This is a genomic window from Polaromonas sp., from assembly GCF_041689105.1.
Classification (GTDB): Bacteria; Pseudomonadota; Gammaproteobacteria; order Burkholderiales; family Burkholderiaceae_C; genus Polaromonas.
Map to the genome: position 1 here is coordinate 1 of NZ_JBDNGU010000192.1, position 22,229 is coordinate 22,229.

The window sequence follows — 22,229 nt, forward strand, 5'->3', positions numbered from 1 at the left end:
CATGCCGGTGCGCCGCTATGTGCATCCGGAGACCTTCAAGATGTATGCAGCAGAAGCATACAAGATGGGCTTCCTGCACGCTGCATCGGGTCCGCTGGTGCGCAGTTCCTACCATGCCGACGAACAGGCGCATGCGGCAGGGGTGTTTTGATTGGCACGCTGTGCCAGGAAAACTTCAGTTGCCGCGTGACATGCTGCCTGACAGAATTCGCTATCTTCGAATCCGCCAGAACTGGCGGGACGCTCCTTTCACTCCAGGTGTAACTCCTGAATCTTGCGCGTGATGGTGTTGCGGCCAATGCCCAGCTTTTGCGCCGCTTCGATGCGGCGGCCACGGGTGTTGAGCAGCGCGGTCTGGATCAGCTTCGATTCAAAGCGCCGCGTCAAAACGTCCCAGACGTCGCTGCGGCCGGTCGCCAGCAGGGCCATGGCCTCGGCCTCGAGCCCGGTTTCCCAGGTGGCTCCCTGCGGCGGCAAGCCGATCTCCGCAGGCGCCAAGGAAATTTTCTCCGCTGGCGCGGGTTCCACCGCAGCGGCGACACCGGTGTCCCCCCGCAGGCTCGGGTGACGCACCACCGCCCCGCTCTCGACCAGCACGGGCGCGGGCGCACGCAGCGGCTCGGGGGCCGCATCGAGCACCTCGGGTGGCAAATCCTTGGCTTCGATGACCTGGGCAGGCGCCATGACCGTCAGCCAGTGGCAGATATTTTCAAGCTGGCGCACATTGCCTGGAAAACCAAAGGTGCTGAGCTTTTGCAGTGCGGCGTCGGAGATTCGCTTGGGCTCGGCCACACCGAGCTGCTTGGCGCTTTGCTGCAGGAAGTGGCGCGTCAGCATGAACACGTCCTCGCGCCGCTCGCGCAGGGCGGGCAGGCGCAGGCGGATGACGTTCAGGCGGTGGAACAAATCCTCTCGGAAACCGCCTTCCTTGACACGCTGCTCCAGGTCCTGGTGGGTGGCGGCAATCACACGCACATTGGTTTTGACTGCGTTGTGGCCGCCGACACGGTAGAAGTTGCCGTCGGAGAGCACCCGCAGCAAACGCGTCTGCAGGTCAAAAGGCATGTCGCCGATCTCATCGAGAAACAGCGTACCGCCATCGGCCTGCTCGAAGCGGCCGCGGCGCATGGTCTGCGCGCCGGTGAAGGCGCCGCGCTCATGGCCGAACAGTTCGGACTCCAGCAGGTCCTTGGGAATGGCGGCGGTATTGATGGCCACAAACGGCCCGTTGGCGCGCGGTGAATGTTTGTGCAGCGCGCGCGCCACCAGCTCCTTGCCGGAGCCGGATTCTCCGGTGATCATCACTGTGACATTGCTCTGGCTGAGGCGGCCGATGGCACGGAACACGTCCTGCATGGCGGGTGCCTGACCCAGCATTTCGGGCGTGGCGGCCATGCGTTCTTCGGCCACCTCTTCGCGCTGGCTTTCTTCAACCGCACGGCGGATCAGCTCGACCGCTTTGGTCAGGTCAAAGGGCTTGGGCAGGTATTCAAAGGCGCCGCCCTGAAAGGCCGACACGGCGCTGTCCAAGTCAGAAAACGCGGTCATGATGATGACCGGCAGGCCAGGGAGTTTTTCCTTGACCTTCTCAAGAAGGTCAAGGCCGGAGCCGCCGGGCATGCGAATGTCGCTGACCAGCACCTGCGGGCCATCCTCGTCGGTGGCGCTGTCCAGGGCTGCCAGCACCTCGCGCGGGTTGACAAAACTGCGGGTCGGCAGGCCCTCCCGCAGCAAGGCCTTTTCCAGAACAAACCGGATGGACTGGTCATCGTCAACAATCCAGATCGGTTTCATGCTTTTGTCCCTTTGGTACTTCTACCGGTTATCCATCAATGAAGGTGACGGTTTCAAGGCAGAGGTATCAGCAACTTGAAATCCGTGCGGCCGGGGACGCTGTCGCACTCAATCAAGCCGTGGTGTTGCTGAACAAAGGTTTGCGCCAAGGTCAGCCCCAACCCGGAACCGCCCTCCCGCCCCGAGATCAGGGGATAGAAGATACGGTCCTTGATGGAGTCCGGAACACCCGGTCCATTGTCGATAACATGCAATTCCAGTGCCAAGCGATAACGCTGCTTGCCGAAAGTCACCTGGCGCGCGATCCGGGTCCTGAAACTGATCTGCGCATCACCGGCGGCAATTCGTTCGGCCAGCGCCTGGGCGGCGTTGTGGGCGATGTTGAGCACCGCCTGAATCAGCTGCTCGCGGTCGCCGCGGAAGTCGGGAATCGAGATGTCATAGTCGCGCAGCACACGCAGACCCTTCGGAAACTCGGCCAGGATCAGCGAGCGCACCCGCTCGCACACTTCGTGAATATTCACGTCGCCCACCATGTGCGGCCGGCGATGCGGCGCCAGAAGACGGTCCACCAGCGACTGCAGGCGGTCCGCCTCGTGGATGATCACCTGGGTGTATTCGGTCAGCTCTTTGGACTCGATCTCCATCTGCAAGAGCTGCGCAGCACCGCGAATGCCGCCCAGCGGGTTCTTGATCTCGTGGGCGAGGTTGCGGATCAGCTCCTTGTTGGCCTGCGCCTGGTCCATCAGCCGCTCTTCACGGTCCTGCTTGGCCTGCTGCTCCAGTGGCAGAAGTTCGACAATCGCTTCGCCCGGCATGTCGGTTTGCGCCACCACCACATGCACTGGCAGGGGCTCGCGGTTCAGGGGCTTGAGCCAGGCGTCGTATCGCAGCGCCGCAAACTCATTGCTGCCCGCGCCTTCAAGCGCATTGTGCAAAATCATTGGCTCGGTAAAACAGTCTGGCAACTGTGAGCCCTCGATGGTGCGGCGCGAGGTGCCCAGCGCGTCTTCGAGGGCGGCGTTGGCAAACACCACCACGCCGTCCGTTCGCACGACGGCCACCAGCGTGGCCAGCAGGTCAAAGGACTGGAAGCGTGGAAATGCCGCGGGCTTGGCGGTCAGGGAGAAATCGGGCTTTTTCAAGCCGCCTATTTTGACGCAGAAGCGCCTGGAGCGACTGACTGCTTTGGCCTACTGCTGCCGCACCGTGTTTGAGGGCAAACGGCCGAGTTCGCGTTTGAGGCCGGCAATGTCGCTTTCGTGGCGCGAAATGCTCTCCTTCATCTCTGCCACGCGGTCGAGGTAACGCTGGTAGTTGCGCCCCTCGATACCCTGCTTTTCCGGCTCGCCGTTCTTGTACTCTTTTTGCTGCTCGGCCAGCCTGGTTTCGGCTTTTTTGAGTTCAGCCTCCAGAATCGTACGGGTGTCGCTGTCGCGGGCGCGTTGCTCGTTGCTGCCAGAAGCGGGCGCGGCCTGCACCGCCCCTGCGACACGAACCGCCGGCCGGCTCGCAGGTGTGCTGGACACCACAGTGACATTGCCTCCGTCAATCTGCTTGCAACCGCGCGCTTGTGCGTCCTTGGCGCTGTTGATGTATTCGGGCGTGTCACCGCCTTTGCCGGCGCAGCGGTAGATGCGCTCCTGCGAAAAAGCGGAAGAAGCTGCGGCAGCCACAAGAGCAACCAGGATCGAAGGAAGTACTGTAGGTTTCATGCGTAACCCCAAGTGCCTGTTAAGGCATGGACGGTCTGCCAGTATCCTGCAAAGGGTAAGAAACGCAAAACGCCGCAAACGATAACCCTGTGGGCCAATAAAAAAGGACGGCTTTCGCCGTCCTTTTTTGACCACAGACTGTAAAAAATTACAGTGAGTAATACATCTCGAACTCGATCGGGTGGGTGGCCTGGCGCAGGCGTGTCACTTCACCCATTTTCAGCTCGATGTAGGCGTCGATCATGCTGTCGGTGAACACACCACCCTTGGTCAGGAAGCTGCGACCCACATCGAGGCAGTCCAGCGCCTGGTCCAGGCTGTGGCACACGGTCGGCACTTTTGCATCTTCCTCGGGCGGCAGATGGTACAGGTCCTTGGTGGCGGCTTCGCCGGGATGGATCTTGTTTTCGACGCCGTCCAGGCCAGCCATCATCAGGGCCGAGAAACCCAGGTAAGGGTTCATCAGCGGATCGGGGAAACGTGCCTCGATACGGCGGCCTTTGGGGTTGGCCACGTAAGGAATGCGGATCGATGCCGAGCGGTTTTTGGCGGAATAAGCCAGCTTGACCGGCGCCTCATAACCGGGGACCAGACGCTTGTAGCTGTTGGTGCCAGGGTTGGTGATGGCGTTCAGCGCACGGGCATGCTTGATGATGCCGCCGATGTAGTACAGCGCAAAATCGGACAGGCCGGCATAACCGTCACCGGCGAACAGGTTCTTGCCGTCTTTCCAGATCGACTGGTGCACGTGCATGCCGGAGCCGTTGTCGCCAACGATGGGCTTGGGCATGAAGGTGGCGGTTTTGCCGTAGGCATTGGCCACGTTTTGCACCACGTATTTGAGCACTTGCGTCCAGTCGGCGCGTTGCACCAGCGTGCTGAACTTGGTGCCGATTTCGTTTTGGCCAGCACCGCCGACTTCGTGGTGAAACACTTCGACAGGAATGCCCAGCGATTCGAGGATCAGCGACATCTCTGCGCGCATGTCCTGCGTGCTGTCGACGGGAGGCACCGGGAAGTAGCCGCCCTTGACAGTGGGACGGTGGCCGCGGTTGCCGCCTTCGAGTTTTTTGCCCGAGTTCCAGGGCGCTTCGTACTCTTCGATTTTGAAGAAGGTACCTGACATGTCGGTGTTCCAGCGCACGTCGTCGAAGATGAAAAATTCAGGCTCGGGGCCGAAAAACGCCGTGTCGCCCAGGCCAGAGGCTTTGAGGTAAGCCTCGGCGCGCTGCGCGATGGAGCGCGGGTCGCGGTCGTAAGCCTTGCCGTCGGCGGGTTCGAGCACATCGCAGCTCAAGAAGATGGTGGTTTCTTCAAAGAAAGGGTCGATGTTGGCCGTCTTGGGATCAGGCATCAGCAGCATGTCGGACGCTTCAATGCCTTTCCAGCCTGCCACGGAAGAACCGTCGAAGGCGTGGCCCGAGGTGAATTTGTCTTCGTCAAAATGGGACACCGGCACGGTGACGTGCTGCTCTTTGCCCCGGGTGTCGGTAAAACGGAAGTCAACAAACTTGACTTCGTTTTCCTTGACCATTTTCATGACGTCTGCGACGGTCTTTGCCATCAGAATCTCCTGTTGCTGGATGGTTGTTAAAAATACTTTCAACGCGGGTGGATGCACATTTTGTGCCACACCCCATGGCTGTTTTTTCTGCCAAGCTTGCGATTGTGCCGTCAAGTTGGTGGCTATAGACCCGTCACCGCCCCTCGCGCCCGAAAAATTGCCTGATTTTTAAGGCACCAAGCCAGTGCAAAGCAATTTGCACTATGTTGGTGCAAATATCTAACGCACCAATTCAGGGCCCAGCTTGACGTCGAAGGCATGCAACCCGGCCAGCAAGGCCGGAAAAGCGGCGTTGACCGCGCCGGGGGTGCCCTTGACACCCAACTCAATATGGCGACCGTACACAGCATGATCCACGCTGGGCAGGCTGAACACCTTGACGCCGCTGTGACCCGCTTCAATGGCGAGCATCAGCGGCGTGAGCGCCGCTTCCATGGCGCCCATCACAATGACCGATTTCTCGATGTAAGCTGATTTTTGGTGCAGATGCGCGTAGTGCGTGTCCAGCACCCCCTCCATCATGGGCCAGGCCATGACCGGGAATCCAGGCAAGAAATGTACGCCCCCACGGTCGCTCACTTCGAGTAGCTCCCTGCCCCCCGAGGGGGCCGCTGCGCCTGCGGCCGGGCGAAGCCCGTTCCGCGGCCCCGGCTGGGTTGGATCCACAAAGCAGCTAAAGCCTGGAATCTTGTTGTAAGGGTTGGGGATGATGTCGACGCCGGCGGGAAACGTGCCCATGTTGAGGCGGTGGATGTTGTCGTCGCGGTCGGGCTCGTAAGCCACGCCCTGCTCTTTCGCGATGTCCTGCATGCGCTCACGGATCAGGCGCTCGGCTTCGGGGTGCAGCGCCAACTCCACGCCCAGCGCGGCGGCTGCGCATTGGCGGGTGTGGTCGTCCGGCGTTGCGCCGATGCCGCCGCAGGAAAACACCACGTCACCCGATTCGCGCGCGGCGGCAAAAGCGCGCGCCAGCACGGCCGTGATGCGCGCCGGGTCGTCCCCCACGTAGTCCGCATAGCTTAGTTGCAGGCCGCGCGCACCCAGCAGCTCAATGACCTTGGGCATGTGTTTGTCGGCGCGCTTGCCCGAGAGGATTTCGTCACCGACGATGACCAGGCCGAAAGAGATGCTCATGGTGAATTCTGAAAAGAAAGGAGTCAGGGTTGTTGGCCGGGGGCGCGGAAGTTTGGTGATGCCGCGTCGCTTGCGCTCGCGGCCGGCCCGGGCAAAACTCCCACCGCTATGGATTCGATAGCTACCGGCGCAAATGGAACAGGGGGCAGGGCATTTTTTTGCCTGCGAAGCTGCTCCAGCGCGGCCAGGCAGTAATGGGCAAACCAGAGCGATGAAAAGGCGAACACCAGCGTGTACAGCCAGATCGCCACCGGCACCAGGATGGGCGCCATGGCGATGAACATTGCGCCGGAAGCCCACAACAGGCTGGGCGCAGCGCCCAGATAGCCACTGAGCACACCTATGCCCAGCAGGCTGGAGCGATGGCGGCGAAAAATCTCGCGCCGCTCTTCGGCGCTGGCGTGATCGACCAGCGCGTCGTAAGACATCACCCGGTAGGTCAGCCAGCCCCAGATCAACGGCGGCAGGATCAATATCAGCGGAGGTATCAACCACAGCGGGATCGACAGGATCAATGCGATGGCGGCCAGCAGGGTCGAACTCAGCGACCAGACCAGACTGGCCAGCAGCGAGCCGCCCTTCTTGCGCTCCATCTGCGGAAAGCGCCGGTCGGCGACCAGCGCGACCATGGCCGGCGTCATCAGCAGGGCGACGAACAGCAGCGCGGTGATCACGATCACCGGAATGCTCAAGAACAGCAAAATCGTAGGCGCCAGCACCACCCGCAAGTTACCCAGGCCCAGGCTCTCCAGCCAGCGCGCCATGGCGCTGAGCAGCTCCCAGCTTTCCAGGCTGGTCCGAACAGCGGTCAGCGCGTCGTCCCAGAAGAAATAACCCAGACCCAGCGACAACACGACCATGATGACCAGCGGCAGCACCGAGAGGGCGATGACCCGGGGGTGCAGGCAGTACGCCACCGCGCGCCAGAAAGAGTCCAGAAGTTTGCTCATCGATCAAGTGTAGCCCCGGAAGATAGGGCCCCCACGGTTGCCCACTGCGTGTAGCTCCCTGCGCCTTGCAGGCTGGATTTGAGAGTTCAGGGGGTACAACCAGTGGGGGCCGCGGGGCTGGCTTTGCCAGACCGCAGGCGCCGCCCCCTTGAGGGGGGAACAGGCTACACGCAGAGAGCCTGGACGGGGGTGGTTTTATGCCTTGCCAACCAGCCGTTTGAGCCCGAGCCATTGCTGCGACCAGAATCCCCGGCCGTAGTTGCGGCCTTGCTCGACCTGGTCGCGGATGCCGGTGGGGTCGTAACGCTGCTGAAAATTGACGGTACCAAACAGCATGTCCCACCAAGGCAGAAGCACGCCGAAGTTGTGGCCACCCAGGACGGTCTGTTCGTTCTTCAGGCTCTCATGTCCGATGCCAATGCTGTGATGCACCCTGTGAAAACGCGGACTCACCCACAGCCGCTCGCCAATATGCCCAAACCACAGCCGCACATTGGCATGCTGGAAGCTTTCGCTGAGTTGGGTCAGCGCCACGATGGCGATGAACTGGCCCGGCGCCACGCCGATCAACTGCGCCACCAGCACCACGATCACGTCCACCAGTACGTCGTCGAGCAGGTGGTTGCGGTTGTCGCTCCACATGGTCATTTGCCGCTGCGCGTGGTGCAGCGAATGCAGTCGCCACCACCAGCCGATCTGGTGCTGGCCGCGGTGCATCCAGTAGGCGACAAAATCAAACACCACCAGGTAAATCAGCAGGCTGAAAAGCGCGTTGTCCGTCACGCCGGGCCAGAGCTGGTCCAGGTGAAAGGTGCCAAAACCGGCCGTGCGCGCCATGCCGAACAGCTCGTCGAACCAGGGCTCCAGCGTGAAAAACAGCGTGATGCGAAACAGGCCCAGACGGTGAATCACGGTGTAGAGGATGTCGGTACGTATGGTGGCGCGGTCTGTGACCGGTTCTACCGGCCGCCAGCGTTGCAGCGGGCCGACCACGGCCAGCAATACCGCGATCTGAATCAGCCCCACCAGGAACCAGGCCGTGGCTTCGTAGCCGTCTTCAAGCAGGTTGCCCAGACCCAGCGCGAACATCGCGGGCAGCACGGCGGCCTCAAACAGCCACTGCTGCAGGGTCGAAAAAAGACTTTCCAGGCCGTCCATGCCGCTTATTTTGCAGGCTTGACCGCTGCGGGGTCAGTCTGGCGCTCAATCCAGGCCTTGTAGCGGGGGTGTTCGCGCAAGGTCGCAAAACAGAAACCGCGCTCTTTCAGGCCTGTGATCAGCGGCTCCAGCACGGCCGGCGCCCAGGGGTCTTTGCGCGACCAGATGCCCAGGTGCGCCAGCAAAATGTCGCCGGGCTGAATGTCCCTCAGCGCTTTTTTGAGCAGCGCGTCGTTGGAATAAGCCTCACTGGGGAGCTCGTCGCCAAGAAAACCGGCCGGTGACCAGCCCACGTGGTCGTAGCCGCAGGTTTTGGCGGCAGCCAGCAGCCGGGGCGAGGTCTTGCCGCCCGGTGCGCGAAACAGCGGCAGGGGCTTCTTGCCGGTGATTTCTTCGAGCCGGGTTGCAGCCTTGGCAAGCTCCCCGCAATACTGGGCGGCGGTCCAGACCGACTCCCTGCCCTGGGACGGCCCCGCCGAGGGGCGCACCCTGAACTGGTCAGAACCGACGTCGGCACGCCAGTAAGTGTGGTCAAAGGTGTGGGAAGCGAAATCATGGCCTTCGGCAGCACGCGCTTTCCACCACGGCGCCCAATCCTTGCCCAAGCTGCCGTCACCGGTCTGCGTGCGTTCGTTGGCTGCAAAAAACGTGGCCTTGACCTGGTGTTTGGCCAGGATGTCCGCCATCAGCGGCGCCACGGCCATGTGGCCGGTGTCCAGTGTCAGGTAAACCGGCTTGCCAGGTTTACCTTGAGCGTCAAAACAGCCCTCAGCCCATGCTGGACGTGCGCAAGCAGCTATGAAAATAGTAGCAGCCAACAGGACCACCAGCCCTCGTGGTGCGCGCCCCTTCAAGCCAGGGCCGCGGGTCCGGCTTCGCCGGCCCGCAGGCGCAGCGGCCCCCCGGGGGGCATCCTTCGACGAGTCGGGGACGAGAGGACGGAAAGAAGCAGCTGGCGACGGCAGGATGTCTTCATTCCAGCCGGGGCCGCGGGTCCGGCTTCGCCGGCCCGCAGGCGCAGCGGCCCCCTCGGGGGGCAGCGACCCACACGCAGTGGGGGAGCGTGGGGGCCTATCTAGGCGCGTGATCCAGTGTCCAGACACCATGGGGACTCTTTCCAACATTGACCTGACGCACCACCTTGCGGGCCGCCATGTCGATCACCGTGAGTTTGCGCGCCCAGCGCGAGGTCACGTAAATGAACTTGCCGTCGCGCGAGACTTCAATGCAGTCCGGCCCGCCCGGGGCGGGGTAGCTGTCCACCACGGTCAGGGTCTGCAGGTCGATCTTGCTGATGCTGTTGCCCACACGGTTGCTGACCAGCACATGGCGCCCGTCGCCCAGTGCGCGGAAGGCGTGGGCGCCGGCGCCGGTCTTGATGACCCGGCTGCGATGCGGCTGCTTGCCGCTCACGTCAAACACCTCGACCGTGTCGTCACCGGTCAGACCCACCAGCAGCAATTTGTCGTCGGCGCTGCCGTACACGTCAGCCGGGATCGCCCCGGTGGGGGTGCGCCACTTGATGGTCTGTGTCGCCAGGTCCAGCGCAATCAGCTCGTCGCTGTCCTGCATGGTCGAATACACCGTGGTGCTTTTGCTGTCTATCCACAAATGGCTGGGGGTCTTGCTGGTGGCCACACGCTTGACCAGGGTGACGTTGCTGCCGTCCCAGCGGTAGATGTCGATGTGGTTCAGGCGGTTGGCGGCCGTGACAAACCACTTCATGTCCGGCGAGAAGCGCAGCTGGTAGGGGTCGAGAATGCCGGGGATCACGCGCTGGACCACCGCCGTTTTGGGGTCGATGAAGGTCAGTGTGTCCGACAGCGCGTTGGCCACGATGACCGATTTTTCGTCGGGCGTCATGTAGATATGGTGAGGTTGCTTGCCAGTGGCGATGCGTTTGGTCTCGACCCAGGTCACCGGGTTGATCACGCTGACACTGGCGTCCAGCGAGTTGAGCACAAACAGCGGCGCGGACTGGGCCAGGGCAGCGGCGCCTGACAGGCAGCACAGGGCCGCGGCAAACAAACGGAGGGACAGGTTCACAAACGACTTTCTTCGGGCAGCCGCAAGTGTAGCGGGCGGGTCTTTCCTAACGCGCCAGGGCAGCGACCGGCTTACATCCCTTACGATGCTGTGATGGATTTTGTAGACATTCAAGGCTGCCGGCTCGAGCTGCAGCAGATTGCCGGGCCGGCCGGCAAAGCGCCCCTGGTTTTTCTGCACGAGGGCCTGGGCTCGGTCAGTCTGTGGTCCCAGCGCGGCCGCAGCTGGCCGGAAGCGGTCTGTCAGGCCACCGGACGGACGGGCGTGGTTTATTCCCGGCGCGGCTACGGGCGGTCGGACCCCGTACCCGATGTGCGCGGAACCGGCCGTCTGACCCCGGACTATATGCACCGCGAAGCCTGGGACCTGCTGCCGGCGCTGCTGCAGGCGCTGAGCTTGGGCCGGCCCGTGCTGCTGGGCCACTCGGACGGCGCCAGCATCGCCCTTCTCCATGCCAGCCGCCACCCGGTGACCGCCACGATCGTGATGGCGCCGCATGTGATGGTCGAGGACATTGCTGTAACGGCGATTGGGCAAGCCAAAACCGCGTTCGAACGCAGCGAAGGGCCGCCCCGAGCAAGTTCAGCCCCCCCGGGGGGCAGCAAAGCGCACGCAGTGGGGAGCGTGGGTGCCCACAGTCTGCGTGACAGGCTGGCACGCCACCACGCCGATGTGGACGGCGCCTTCTGGCAGTGGAACGACGTCTGGCTGTCGCAAGGGTTTCGAAGCTTCGACATTCGTCCGGACTGCAGCCGCATCAGTACCCCGCTGCTGGCCGTCCAGGGCGTGGGCGACGAATACGGCACCCTGGCCCAGCTCGACGAACTGGCGAAGGCTGCGCCGCAAACCGTGCAACTGCGGCTGGACGATTGCGGCCACTCGCCCCAGCGCGATCAACCCGGGCGCACGCTGGAGGCGGTTGCGGCCTTCCTGCAGGCGCTGCCGTGATGCTATTGATTCAGTAGCTGTTTGCGCTCGCCAGTAAAGGGCTGGAGGCTTTTTTCATGCCCAATCACAGAAACTTCACGCTGAAATTCGCGCCAGATCCTCGGCTGTCAGCCAGCGCCATTGGCCAGGCAGCAGGTCGGCCGGCAGGTCCAGCGAACCGATGCGCGAGCGGTGCAGGCCACCCACGTCCTCGACCCGGTTGCCGACGGCGGCAATCATGCGTTTGACCTGGTGGTACTTGCCTTCGGTCAGCGTCAGGCTCAGCTGCGACTCGCCGGTTTGCGCGCAGGCGGCAGCGCGAACCGGTTTCGGGTCGTCGTCCAGCACAACGCCGGCAAGCAGTTTTTCGACCTGCTGTGCCGTGACCGGGTGTTTGGCCGTGACCTCATACACCTTGGGCACATGGTGTTTGGGTGAGCTCATGCGGTGGATGAACTTGCCATCGTCCGACAGCAGCAGCAAGCCGGTGGTGTCCTGGTCCAGCCGGCCCACCGCCTGCACGCCGGCTGCTGCCCCACCGCCACGCTGGCGGATGGGGGGCGGCAGCAAGGTGTAGATGCTGGGGTAGGTGCTGGGCTTTTGCGAACACTCGTAGCCGGCCGGCTTGTGCAGCATCAGATAGGCCTTCTCGTGGTACGCCCAGTCCACGCCCTGCACCGTGAACTGGAGCCCCTGCGCTATGAATTCCATAGCTGGCTCCATACAGGGGACGCCGGTTACAGCCACAAAACCCTGTTGAACCAGCCCGGCGCAGACCCGCCGCGTGCCGAAACCCTGGGAGAAAAGAATGTCCTGCAACTGCATGTTTTTTGCCATGGGCCTATTGTCGCCCGGCAGATCAAGGCCGGGGCCTGCTCCGCGACAGCCTGCGATCTTTCAGGGCCGCCTCCCTATTCACGTAGTGTTGGAACAATGATGAAAAAGACCCGCTTTGCCACGACGATTGCCATTACTTTTATTCTGACCCTGGCAACCGTTTTACTGACAGTGAACTTCACCAGCGGTGAGAAAAATATCAGGCGTGACATGCCGCGCCTGTACACCACAAACGACCTCCAGTTCCGCAGGGCCATGGGCTCCTTGCTGGGTCCGGGCATTGTTGGCGGCAACCGCGTGCAGGCGCTGCTCAACGGTGAGCAGATTTTCCCGGCCATGCCGGCCGCTATCTGCGGTGCACAGCACAGCATCACCTTTGAAACCTACATCTACTGGTCTGACGATATTGGTCGGAAATTCGCCGACGCGCTGGCCGAACGCGCCCGGGCCGGGGTGAAAGTGCATGTCTTGCTGGACTGATTGGGCAGCGCGAAGATCGACGAGTCATTTTTGAAGGAAATGGAAGCGGCTGGCGTCGAGACGCGCAAGTTTCACAAGCCGCACTGGTACAACTGGGGCCGCATGAACAACCGAACGCACCGCAAGCTGCTGTTGGTCGACAGAAAACCGGCTTCACTGGCGGCGTGGACATTGCGCCGCAGTGGGCCGGCACGGGCCAGGACGCCGAGCACTGGCGCGACTCGCACTTCCGGCTGGAAGGCCCGGCAGTCGCCCAGATGCAGGCGGTGTTCATGGACAACTGGTTCAAGGTCACCGGTCAGGTGATGCACGGTGAAACCTACTTTCCCACGCTGCAACCAGCGGGCAGCAGCCTGGCGCAGGTATTTTCAAGATCGCCATCAGGGGGCAGCGAAAGCATGCAGTTGATGTGCCAGCTGTCCATCACCGCCGCCGACAAAAGCATAGACCTGTCCAGCGCCTACTTTGTGCCCGACGCTCTGACCAGCAAGGCGCTGATTGAAGCCATCAAGCGCGGCGTGAAACTGCGCATCATCACGCCCGGCGAGATCATCGATACAGAAACCGTGCGCGCGGCGTCGCGCGGAACCTGGGGTCCGCTGCTCAAAGCAGGCACCGAGATTCATAAGTACCAGGCCAGCATGTACCACGTCAAGGCCATGGTGGTGGACAAGCGCTGGCGACAGGCTGCCGTGCTTCCGGGATAACGGGTCTGGAGTGGAGTCGGGTGGATTTGGACAGGCGGACCGCCTGGCTCAATAAAACCAAGAATGGCACGCCTCGGGGGTACCGTTAAATGAAAATGCGATTGAAGTCTTGAAAGAGCAGCAAGGAAAGAACCCAAAGTTTTGTTTCACCTTCCGGGGCGAACCGATTCAACGGGCCATTACCAACACTGCCTGGTACAGCACGATAAAAGCTGCTGGCATCGAGGATTTTAGGTTTCACGACTTGCGCTACACCTGGGCATCGTGGCATCGTGGCATCGTCAGGCGGGAACGTCTTGCGATGAGCTCAAAGACTTGGACGGCTGAAAATCCAGGGTGATGGTGGACCGCTACGCGAAGTACGCCACGAAACATCTGGCTGTCGCTGCGAATCGAATCCAGCGGGTCCGTGACGAGAACGTAGTCTATTTGGTCACGTTTTTGTCACGTCCAAAAAGAAAAAGGGCCTAGCCACACGGCTAAGCCCTTGATTTTATTGGTGGGGCCTGCGGGGGTCGAACCCACGACAAACGGATTAAAAGTCCGCTGCTCTACCAACTGAGCTAAGGCCCCGCGAAGCATCTTTCAATACTTCCAAGTCTTTACTGCATCGTGTGCAGCAAAGCCTTGAATTATAGCGTCATTTTTTCGGGCTTTGCAAACTCACGCCGCAATTTTATCGAGTGCCCAGCCCGCCGCACACAGGCCAAAGGTCGAGGTCACGCTGACAACCGATCCGTAACCGTGGCAGTTGAGACTGCCATCACTTTGTGCGTTATCAGGCAGCTCGCAGGCCGATGCTTCATCGCCTGCCGAAAGCGTGCTGCCGTCCGCCTGCAGCGCAGTGGATGGCTGCATCACGGCCTCGCGGCTGAACACGCAGGCCACGCCGATTTTTCCCTTGCGCGCCGCGCCCTGCTCCTTGCGCAGGCGGTAGCGCAGCTGTGCCAGCAAAGGGTCATGCGTGACCAGCGCAAGGTCGTCGATGTCGACCTTGTGCGCGTGGCGTTTTCCGCCTGCCGCTCCGACACTGATCAGTGTCGTTTTGTTTTTGATGGCCCAGGCCGCCATGGCGGTCTTGGCCCTGACCTGGTCGCAGGCGTCAATCACCGCCACCAGCTCGCCATCCTTGAGGCCGGCGATCAACGGCCAGTTGGCGGCCTCGACAAACTCTTCAATGCAATTCACCTCGCAGGCAGGGTGGATGTGCGCGATGCGCTCACGCATGGCCTGCACTTTGGCTTGACCCAAGGTGTTGTCCAGCGCATGAATTTGCCGGTTGATGTTGGACTCGGCGATGTGGTCGAGGTCAATCAGCGTGAGCCGGGCCACGCCGCTGCGCGCCAGCGCTTCAGCCGCCCAGGAGCCGACGCCACCGAGGCCGACCACAACCACATGGGCAGCCCGGATTTTTTTTGCGCCGGCGGCGCCATACAGGCGGGCCAGCCCGCCGAAACGGCGTTCCAGATCGGCCGCCATTGATTCAGGAGTTTCCGTCAAAGCCATTTCCGGCAGGGCACAAACAGCGGAGCATCAAATGCCTCGCTCCAGCCGCCAGACCTGGTAGCGCACACCCGCCACACATCCCGCCAGAATGGCGGCCACCGCCACAAAACTGGTTGCGCTCAGCGTCGAGATGCCCGACAGGCCTTGGCCGATGGTGCAACCCATGGCGGTGACACCGCCCACACCCATCAAGACCGCCCCCACCAGGTGATTGCCGGTGTCTTCGGCATCCCGAAAACCTTCCCAGCGAAAGCTGCGCGACGGCAGCGCGTACAGTGCCGACCCCACAACCACGCCAAACACCGAGACGATGCCGATGGTCAGCAACTTGCTTTTGTCGCTGAAAAACATGAGCCAGTCCACCGTGTAGGCCACCGGTGAGACAAAACTCAACGCCTCCATGCGCCCGGAGTTGGTCGCCAGAAAAGCTTCCTGCAGCGTGTCGGGATGTTCGGCCACATAACCGAGATGGCCGCTGACCCACCACATGCCCGCGACCACGGCACCAATGCCCAGGCCAGCCAGCAGGTTGTCAAAGCGGCGAAATTCGGTGCCCAGCAGCGCCCAGATGATCAGCCCGCCGCCCAGCACGGCGGCAATCGCTAGCCCGGCCAGTGCCGGCGACACCCCGGTGGCAGCGCCCGCCCAGCTGGACAGGGCCGCATTGGTGTTGAAGTCGACGGCCACGCTGTCTACCGTGGCCACACGAAGCACAGCTGTGATGCCCTTGAGCGTGGCAAAAGCCGCCACGCCCATGACCAGAAAAACAACCAGCGACTTGAGATTGCCTCCGCCTATGCGTACCAGGGTCTTGCTGCCGCAACCCGACGCCAACACCATGCCAAAGCCGAACAGGCCGCCGCCGACCAAAGCGGACAGCCAGATGAAGCGGTTCGATGAATAAAGTGTTTTGGACGGGTCAATCAGCCCGGCGGCAGCCATGCCGTAGAACCCGATCATGGTCACACCCATGGCCATGCCCCACATGCGCATGCGGGTCCAGTCGCCCATGTTGATGATGTCGCTGACCGCGCCCATGGTGCAGAAATGCGTGCGCTGCGCGATGGCGCCAAACAGCGTTGAAAGGATAAAAGCCGCCCAGAGAACCTGAGTGGTGAGGGTATTGAGCTGGGAGGTGTCCATCCCCCGATTTTATCGCTGTACGTGGGTGAGACCCAACCCCATTTTTTTTAGCAGCGATGTTTTTCCGTCGGGCCGCCCCAAGGAAAACGCACGCCCTCGGGGGGGGGGGGCAGAGAGCTACGCGCAGCGAGCGAATGTGGGGGCCCTGTTTTCCGCCGGGCCGTCCCAAGGAAAAATACGCCCCCTCGGGGGGCAGCGTAGTACACGAAGCGACAAGCGTGGGGGCCTATTTCAGCTTGCTCAGGCGATCCTTGGCGACGGAAGCGGCCTCCGACTGCGGGTAAGCCTTGACCAGGTCTTCCAGCGTTTTTCGGGCGCCCTTGATGTCCTTGAGCTCAACCTGGCAGTTGGCCACGGCCAGCACGGCTTCCGGGGCCCGCAGGTGTTCGGTATCGGTAGCCACCAGCGCACGGAAATTGGTGATCGCATCACGGTAGTTACGCAGCGCGTACTGCGCATTGCCAAGCCAGAACAGCGCAGGCACCTTGTAGCCGCTTTGCGGGTAACGCTTGAGAAAGTTTCCAAAGGCAGCCTGCGCCGACGCAAAATCACCTTTGCGCAAAACGACCAATGCGGCATCGAACTCCTGCGTTTCAGCCGGATCGGCCACAAACTCCCTGCCATCCACCGTGACTTTGGAAGGCTCGAACTTGCGCAACCTGTCGTCCACACCTTGCGACAAATCCTTCTGTCGGCGCTGCACCTCTGAAAGCTCGCGCGTCATTTGCTCGCCTTGCCCGCGCATTTGCGCCATCTCGGCACGCATCGCCTCGATCTGTCCTGACAAGTCAAGCAGGCTGCGGCGCAGCTGCGCGTTATCCCCGGCAGCCTTGCGCAACTCTTCCGTCTGGCGCTGCTGCGACACGTCCAGGCGCTGGCGCATTTCGAGAATCGCCCTGCGGGCCTCGTCGTCTTCAAAGAGGGCCGCATGGGCGTTGAAAGCCAACACGCAGGCCAGCGCGGCCAGAACGATGCGGAAGTTCTTCAAGGTCAAACCTCCGTTTTAGCGGTAGTTGAATTCAGCACGGCGGTTTTTCGCGTACGCATCTTCGTCGGTACCGGTGGTGGTGGGTTTTTCCTCGCCAAAACTGACCGCCTCGATTTGTGCGTCAGCGGCGCCCAGCAGGCCCAGCGCGCGGCGAACGGCTTCGGCCCGCTTTTGCCCCAGCGCCAGGTTGTACTCGCGGCCCCCGCGCTCGTCGGTGCTGCCTTCAATGACCAGCTTGCGGTTTTTGTTGGCGCTCAGAAAACGGGCATGCGCTTCAACGGTACCCTGAGCCTCCGGCTTGATGACAAAGCTGTCGTAGTCGAAATAAATCACCCGTGCGGCGCCGGAGGGCCCGGCCAACGAGGGGTCGGTGGCGCCAATTTGAACAGGCGCAACATCGCGGCCGGTGACACCCGATGCATCCCCTTTGCCGCTCTGCCCTGTCGTGGTGGACGCCCGGTTTTCGACCGGGACATCATTGAGTTTGACGCCAGAACTGCAGCCCACGATGGCGGCAGTCAGGGTGATGATGGCGGTGAGGGAGAGAATGCGTTTCATAAGTACCTTCGCGTAAAAATTAAAAGAAAGAGGCTGGCCGCCGAAGTGGTTTACCTCTGGAAAGGTCCCCAATCGGGCTCACGTATGTCTCCGGTAGACCCGGTCAGGCGAGCCTTGATTTTTCCGTCCAGCGTGGTTGTCAGCAGCGCTTCACGGCCTTGCTGCTGCGTGGCGTAGACGAGGAGCCGGCTATTGGGCGCAAAACTCGGACTTTCGTCGCCGTTGGTGTCGGTGATGGCCGCTGCGGCTGCCGCCTTGCCCAGCTCCATGACATGCAGCTTGAAGGCGCCACCGACGCGTGAAATATAGGCCAGCCAGCGACCATCCGGGCTGATGGCCGGCGATATGTTGTAACTCCCGGTAAAGGTGATGCGCTCCACATTGCCGCCGCCCGCACCCATGCGGTAAATCTGCGGCGAGCCGCCCCGGTCGCTGACGAAATAGATGAATCGCCCGTCTGGCGAAAATGTGGGCTCGGTGTCGATGCTCGCTGACTGCGTGAGACGGCGCGGCTCGCCGCCCGACGCAGCAATTGCATACAGCTGCGAGCCGCCGTCGCGGCTCAGCGTGGCAACCAGCTGGTTGCCATCGGGCGCCCAGGCTGGAGCGCTGTTGGAACCGCGGAAATTGGCCAGCAAACGACGTTTTCCGGAGGCTATGTCGTGGGCGTAAATGACAGGTTTGCGCGACTCGAAGGACACATAAGCCAGTTGTGAGCCGTTGGGCGACCAGGACGGAGAAATAATCGGCTCCGGACTGGCCAGAGCCGACTGGGCGTCCTCGCCGTCTGAGTCCGCCACCCACAGGTTGTAGCGTGTGCCGGCCTTGGTGACGTAGGCAATGCGGGTAGAAAAAACCCCTTTTTCGCCGGTCAGTTTCTCGTAGACAAAGTCGGCTATCCGGTGTGCCGACAGACGCAGGTCCCCCTGCGGGACCACATAACTTTGCCCGCCCAGGTCCTGCCCGCGCACCACGTCCCACAGGCGGCACCGCACATCGTAACGTCCGTCAGCCAACCGCGCCACACTGCCGGTCAGCAGGGAATCGGCGGCACGCTGGCGCCACACGGTCAGGTCAGGTCTGGACGTTTCATCAAGCGGGTTGCCGCTGGCATCCACCGCGCGAAACTGGCCGCTTCTTTCGAGGTCAGCCTGCACGATGGCGGCGATTTTTTGCGGGGACTGCGCGTCGCCGCGGAAAGCGGCAATGGCAATCGGCAACTGGGTCAAGCCCACGCCAGACACCTCGACACGAAACTGCCCCCAGGCGGCAGGCAGCATCGCCAGAGAGCCCAGCCCGGCGATCACGGAGCGTCGGTCTGGCGCCCGGGACGCCGCCGTGAGAATGTCAGGATTTTTTAGGTGCATTTTTCTGGTTCAAACAATAAAGGGTGAAGTACTTGCCAAAAGCGGCCTGGGCCTGCATGGCGCACACGGCGAATCCCATGCTGCCATCGAGGATGCCGAGGCGAAAAATATAGCTTTTGATAAAGGCCACAAGGCCCGATGTTACCGCCCTGGGCATGGAGCTGGTCCTGCCGCGCGCATGGGCCTGCTCGGCCCAGGCCAGGCTGTATTGCTCCAGCTTGCGCCAGTAGTGCGCGGGGGTGGGGTAGCTGTAATGCAAGAGGCGGGCGTCCAGGCGAACGACAGCACCGGACTTCAGGATGATCCGCTCGTGCACCAGGTCATCGCTGAACCCGGCCTGGCCACGCCGAAACAGGCGAAGCACGCGGTCCGGTGTCCAGCCGCAGTGCTGAATCCATTGGCCGCAAAACTGCGTTAGCCTCGGAATCTCGAAAGCATCGGCCGCGCGGTTTTGCATGGCCTGCCGGATCTCGGCAGCAAGTTCCGGGGTGACACGCTCATCGGCGTCAATCGAGAGCACCCAGTCCCCGGTTGCCAGGCTCAAAGCGAGATTTTTTTGCGGACCGAACCCTGGCCAGGCTGAAGTCTGCGTGACTTGCGCGCCAAACGCTGTGGCAATGGCACGCGTGTTGTCCGTGCTGGCGTTGTCAACAACGATCCACTGGTCGGCGAAACGGACGGACTCCAGGCAAGCCTGCAAATTGGCCTCTTCGTTTTTGGTGATGATGATGACGGACAGTGTCATGGTGCGGGTGGTGTGGTTGAAATCTCGAAGCAGCCACCACGGTTACCCGCCCGGTCAAACAGTGATTGTGGGTGCCGCCAACGTGAAGGCTTGTAGGAATTGGCCTCCAATTGTTCCACGATAATGCCACCCTGCCCTCACCACAGCCCCAGGCCCGGCACGCACGCCAAAAATCGCCGTCCCCACCAGCCCCATGGCCTCTTTGCGCCTTGTTGTTGTGTGCCTGGTGGCGGCATCAGTCGGCCTGCCGATGGCCATCACCAGTCTCTCCAAGGTGGTATTGCCGGGCTCGGCGACGGTATGCGGCCGGATGGCAACCGCCTTTCCGGATCTCGATTCGTACACTAAGATCGGCAACAGCGATCCCTCGTCGCGGGAGCGGCTCAATTACTGGCGCCGCTCCATCGAGTCGATCATGCAGCACCCCGTCGCCGGGTCGGGTGTGGGCAGCTGGAACGCGGAATACCAACGACTGGACCATGGCAGAGGACCTGAGAATGCTCAAAACGTGCGTCACCCCCACCAGGAGCAGTTGCTGTGTGGGACTGGCTGCTGGCTGGCACGCCCAAGCGGCACCAGCCGACTGTGAGACTGTCGCTTGAGCACGCCCGGGACCCCGAGCAACAGCGCAGCGGCCAGCCTGTCGCCTGCCCCCATCGGGCAGCGCCTGCGCCGAATTTGGCCCTATTTCAACCAGTCGCCCGGCGCCTGGGCCATTGCCATTGGTGCCACGGTGGTGGCCTCCGCGACCGAACCGCTGGTGCCCGCCCTGCTCAAGCCGCTGCTGGACAAAGGCTTTTTGAAGGGCAGTATCGAAATCTGGGTTATTCCGGTGTCGCTGCTGCTGCTGTTCGGCGTGCGCGGCTTTGCCGGGTTTGTAGCGCAGATTGCGCTGGCCAAGGTCACCAACCAGGGCCTGCTGGAGCTGCGCAAGGCCATGTTCGGCAAGCTGCTGACGGCGCGGCTGGACCTGTTTTCCAACCAGTCGGCCAGTGCGCTGGCCAACACCGTGGTGTACGAGGTACAAAACGGCTCGTCCCTGCTGGTCAACTCGGTGATGGGCCTGACACGTGACAGCCTGACATTGCTGGCCTTGTCGAGCTACCTGCTCTATCTGAACTGGAAACTGACGCTCATCGTTGCGCTGCTGATACCGGCTGTGGCGTGGGTGATGCGCGTGCTGTCCAGCCGCCTGTACCGCCTGGCCAGATCAAGCCAGACCGCCACCGATTCGCTGGCCTATGTGGTCGAGGAAAACGTACTCGCGCACCGCGACATCCGGCTTCATGCGGCCCAGGCTGGCCAGGGGCATCGCTTTGCCCAGCTCAGTGACGCCTTGCGGCGGCTTTCGATGAAGTCCACCGCAGCGTCGGCGGCCATGACGCCCACCACCCAGATGCTGGCCGCTATGGCGCTGTCTGCGGTGATTTCGGTGGCCCTGATGCAAAGCGCCACCGATGGCACGTCGGTGGGCTCCTTTGTTGCTTTCGTAACCGCCATGCTGATGCTGGTCGCCCCCATCAAACACCTGTCCGAAGTCGCCAGCCCCATCACCCGCGGCCTGGCGGCCCTGGAGCGCGGCCTGGACCTGATGGAAAAGACCCCGGACGAGCGCAGCGGCGATTTCTCCAAATCCAGAGCCGATGGACACATCCGCTTTATCGGCGCCCGCGTAGCGTACGGCAACGAGGGCGCGACGGCGGTGGACGCGGTCAACCTCACGATAGCGCCCGGCGAAACCGTCGCCCTGGTGGGCGCCTCGGGCGCCGGAAAGACCACCCTGGTCAACCTGCTGCCGCGCTTTGTCGAACCCACCTCCGGGCGCGTCGAGCTTGACGGCCATGAATTGCGCGAGTGGCAGATCGGCGCGCTGCGCAGCCAGTTTGCGCTGGTCAGCCAGCACGTGGTGATGCTCAACGACAGCATCGCCGCCAACGTGGCGCTCGGCGCTGACCTCGACCGGGAGCGCGTACAGCGCTGCCTTCAGGCTGCCAACCTCGAGCGTTTTGTAGCCGACCTGCCGCAGGGCATGGACACCCTGGCTGGCCACAATGCCACACAGCTTTCCGGCGGCCAGCGCCAGCGCCTGGCGATTGCGCGGGCGCTCTACAAGGACGCGCCGGTACTGATCCTCGACGAAGCCACTTCGGCGCTGGACACCGAGTCCGAACGGGCTGTGCAGGAAGCGCTGCAGCGCCTGATGCACAACCGCACCACGCTGGTCATCGCACACCGCCTGTCCACCGTGCAACACGCCAGCCGGATTGTGGTGATGGATGCCGGCCGCATCGTCGAGACCGGCACCCATGCCGAATTGATACAACGCAACGGCCCCTACGCCCGCCTGTACAAGCTGGGTTTGTACGATGCCGATCTTTCGCAGATCACACCCGTAATGCAACTCTCATGACAGTCTCCATCAGTGGTTTTACCTTCATCCGCAACGGCGTCGAGCTGGGTTTTCCGTTCGAGGCGTCCATCCGTTCCCTGCTGCCGCTGGTGGACGAATTTGTGGTGGCGGTGGGCCGCAGCAACGACGACACGCTGGCGCGGGTGCTGGCCATCGGTGACCCGAAAATCCGGGTGATCGAAACCGTCTGGAATGAGCGC

Annotated in this window: 20 protein-coding genes, 1 tRNA gene and 3 pseudogenes; 7 read left to right on the plus strand and 17 right to left on the minus strand. The window is 62.2% G+C overall.

The window, feature by feature from the left end; translation table 11 throughout:
- Positions 1–151 (plus strand): annotated as a pseudogene (locus ACESMT_RS19090) (lipoyl synthase); the annotation flags it as partial.
- Positions 152–249: 98 nt separating this feature from the next.
- Here the strand turns inward: ACESMT_RS19090 and ntrC are convergent.
- From ntrC to ACESMT_RS19135, 9 genes are all read right to left on the minus strand, one after another.
- Positions 250–1,794 carry a nitrogen regulation protein NR(I) gene (gene ntrC, locus ACESMT_RS19095; RefSeq protein WP_372828176.1) on the minus strand — a complete coding sequence of 515 codons (1,545 nt, stop codon included), beginning with the start codon at positions 1,792–1,794 and terminating at the stop codon, positions 250–252.
- 53 nt (positions 1,795–1,847) lie between these two features.
- The gene (gene glnL, locus ACESMT_RS19100; RefSeq protein WP_372828192.1) at positions 1,848–2,948 is read right to left on the minus strand and encodes a nitrogen regulation protein NR(II); all 1,101 of its coding nucleotides are present in this window, start codon (positions 2,946–2,948) and stop codon (positions 1,848–1,850) included.
- A 39-nt stretch (positions 2,949–2,987) separates the two neighbouring features.
- The gene (locus tag ACESMT_RS19105) at positions 2,988–3,509 is read right to left on the minus strand and encodes a hypothetical protein (protein WP_372828177.1); all 522 of its coding nucleotides are present in this window, start codon (positions 3,507–3,509) and stop codon (positions 2,988–2,990) included.
- A gap of 148 nt (positions 3,510–3,657) precedes the next feature.
- Positions 3,658–5,073 carry a type I glutamate--ammonia ligase gene (glnA, locus tag ACESMT_RS19110; RefSeq protein ID WP_372828178.1) on the minus strand — a complete coding sequence of 472 codons (1,416 nt, stop codon included), beginning with the start codon at positions 5,071–5,073 and terminating at the stop codon, positions 3,658–3,660.
- Between the two features lie 219 nt (positions 5,074–5,292).
- Positions 5,293–6,207: a competence/damage-inducible protein A gene (locus ACESMT_RS19115; protein ID WP_372828179.1), complete on the minus strand. Its 915-nt coding sequence runs from the start codon at positions 6,205–6,207 to the stop codon at positions 5,293–5,295.
- A 23-nt stretch (positions 6,208–6,230) separates the two neighbouring features.
- Positions 6,231–7,157, minus strand: a complete 927-nt coding sequence (locus ACESMT_RS19120; protein ID WP_372828180.1) for an EI24 domain-containing protein — start codon at positions 7,155–7,157, stop codon at positions 6,231–6,233.
- A 195-nt stretch (positions 7,158–7,352) separates the two neighbouring features.
- Entirely contained in the window at positions 7,353–8,315 is a 963-nt protein-coding gene (locus ACESMT_RS19125) for a sterol desaturase family protein (protein WP_372828181.1), read from the minus strand.
- Positions 8,316–8,320: 5 nt separating this feature from the next.
- Positions 8,321–9,115 carry a polysaccharide deacetylase family protein gene (locus ACESMT_RS19130; RefSeq protein WP_372828193.1) on the minus strand — a complete coding sequence of 265 codons (795 nt, stop codon included), beginning with the start codon at positions 9,113–9,115 and terminating at the stop codon, positions 8,321–8,323.
- A 271-nt stretch (positions 9,116–9,386) separates the two neighbouring features.
- A complete protein-coding gene (locus ACESMT_RS19135; RefSeq protein ID WP_372828194.1) occupies positions 9,387–10,343 on the minus strand; it encodes a YncE family protein in 957 nt (318 codons plus the stop codon).
- Between the two features lie 111 nt (positions 10,344–10,454).
- Here ACESMT_RS19135 and ACESMT_RS19140 point away from each other — a divergent pair, with 111 nt between their 5' ends.
- Positions 10,455–11,309: an alpha/beta fold hydrolase gene (locus ACESMT_RS19140; protein WP_372828182.1), complete on the plus strand. Its 855-nt coding sequence runs from the start codon at positions 10,455–10,457 to the stop codon at positions 11,307–11,309.
- A 75-nt stretch (positions 11,310–11,384) separates the two neighbouring features.
- Here ACESMT_RS19140 and ACESMT_RS19145 read toward each other — a convergent pair whose 3' ends face one another.
- Positions 11,385–12,113, minus strand: a complete 729-nt coding sequence (locus tag ACESMT_RS19145; RefSeq protein ID WP_372828195.1) for a 16S rRNA pseudouridine(516) synthase — start codon at positions 12,111–12,113, stop codon at positions 11,385–11,387.
- Positions 12,114–12,224: 111 nt separating this feature from the next.
- Here ACESMT_RS19145 and ACESMT_RS19150 point away from each other — a divergent pair.
- A pseudogene (locus ACESMT_RS19150) lies at positions 12,225–13,279 on the plus strand (phosphatidylserine/phosphatidylglycerophosphate/cardiolipin synthase family protein); the annotation flags it as partial.
- A gap of 142 nt (positions 13,280–13,421) precedes the next feature.
- Entirely contained in the window at positions 13,422–13,652 is a 231-nt protein-coding gene (locus ACESMT_RS19155) for a hypothetical protein (protein ID WP_372828183.1), read from the plus strand.
- 157 nt (positions 13,653–13,809) lie between these two features.
- On the opposite strand, the gene ACESMT_RS19160 is transcribed toward ACESMT_RS19155, so the two are convergent.
- The 7 genes from ACESMT_RS19160 to ACESMT_RS19190 all read right to left on the minus strand — a co-directional run bounded on the left by ACESMT_RS19160 (position 13,810) and on the right by ACESMT_RS19190 (position 19,619).
- A tRNA-Lys gene (locus ACESMT_RS19160) sits at positions 13,810–13,885 on the minus strand.
- Between the two features lie 90 nt (positions 13,886–13,975).
- Positions 13,976–14,791: a ThiF family adenylyltransferase gene (locus ACESMT_RS19165; RefSeq protein ID WP_372828184.1), complete on the minus strand. Its 816-nt coding sequence runs from the start codon at positions 14,789–14,791 to the stop codon at positions 13,976–13,978.
- 54 nt (positions 14,792–14,845) lie between these two features.
- On the minus strand, positions 14,846–15,961 hold the full coding sequence (locus tag ACESMT_RS19170; RefSeq protein ID WP_372828185.1) for a YeeE/YedE family protein: 1,116 nt from the start codon (positions 15,959–15,961) through the stop codon (positions 14,846–14,848).
- Positions 15,962–16,187: 226 nt separating this feature from the next.
- Positions 16,188–16,949 (minus strand): tol-pal system protein YbgF, encoded by a 762-nt coding sequence (gene ybgF / locus ACESMT_RS19175; protein WP_372828186.1) that lies wholly within the window; start codon positions 16,947–16,949, stop codon positions 16,188–16,190.
- Positions 16,950–16,964: 15 nt separating this feature from the next.
- Complete coding sequence (pal, locus tag ACESMT_RS19180) at positions 16,965–17,507, minus strand: peptidoglycan-associated lipoprotein Pal (protein ID WP_372828187.1); 543 nt, start codon at positions 17,505–17,507, stop codon at positions 16,965–16,967.
- A gap of 50 nt (positions 17,508–17,557) precedes the next feature.
- Complete coding sequence (tolB, locus tag ACESMT_RS19185; protein WP_372828188.1) at positions 17,558–18,874, minus strand: Tol-Pal system beta propeller repeat protein TolB; 1,317 nt, start codon at positions 18,872–18,874, stop codon at positions 17,558–17,560.
- Positions 18,855–19,619, minus strand: coding sequence for a glycosyltransferase family 2 protein (locus tag ACESMT_RS19190; protein ID WP_372828189.1), 765 nt, complete (start codon positions 19,617–19,619; stop codon positions 18,855–18,857). Before ACESMT_RS19190 ends, tolB begins: the two co-directional genes overlap by 20 nt.
- Positions 19,620–19,812: 193 nt before the next feature.
- Between ACESMT_RS19190 and ACESMT_RS19195 the strand changes: the two genes are divergently transcribed.
- The 3 genes and pseudogenes from ACESMT_RS19195 to ACESMT_RS19205 all read left to right on the plus strand — a co-directional run.
- Positions 19,813–20,208 carry an O-antigen ligase family protein gene (locus ACESMT_RS19195; RefSeq protein WP_372828190.1) on the plus strand — a complete coding sequence of 132 codons (396 nt, stop codon included), beginning with the start codon at positions 19,813–19,815 and terminating at the stop codon, positions 20,206–20,208.
- A gap of 9 nt (positions 20,209–20,217) precedes the next feature.
- Positions 20,218–22,029 carry a lipid A export permease/ATP-binding protein MsbA gene (gene msbA / locus ACESMT_RS19200; RefSeq protein WP_372828191.1) on the plus strand — a complete coding sequence of 604 codons (1,812 nt, stop codon included), beginning with the start codon at positions 20,218–20,220 and terminating at the stop codon, positions 22,027–22,029.
- A pseudogene (locus tag ACESMT_RS19205) lies at positions 22,026–22,229 on the plus strand (glycosyltransferase); the annotation flags it as partial. The gene msbA and the pseudogene ACESMT_RS19205, both read left to right, overlap by 4 nt.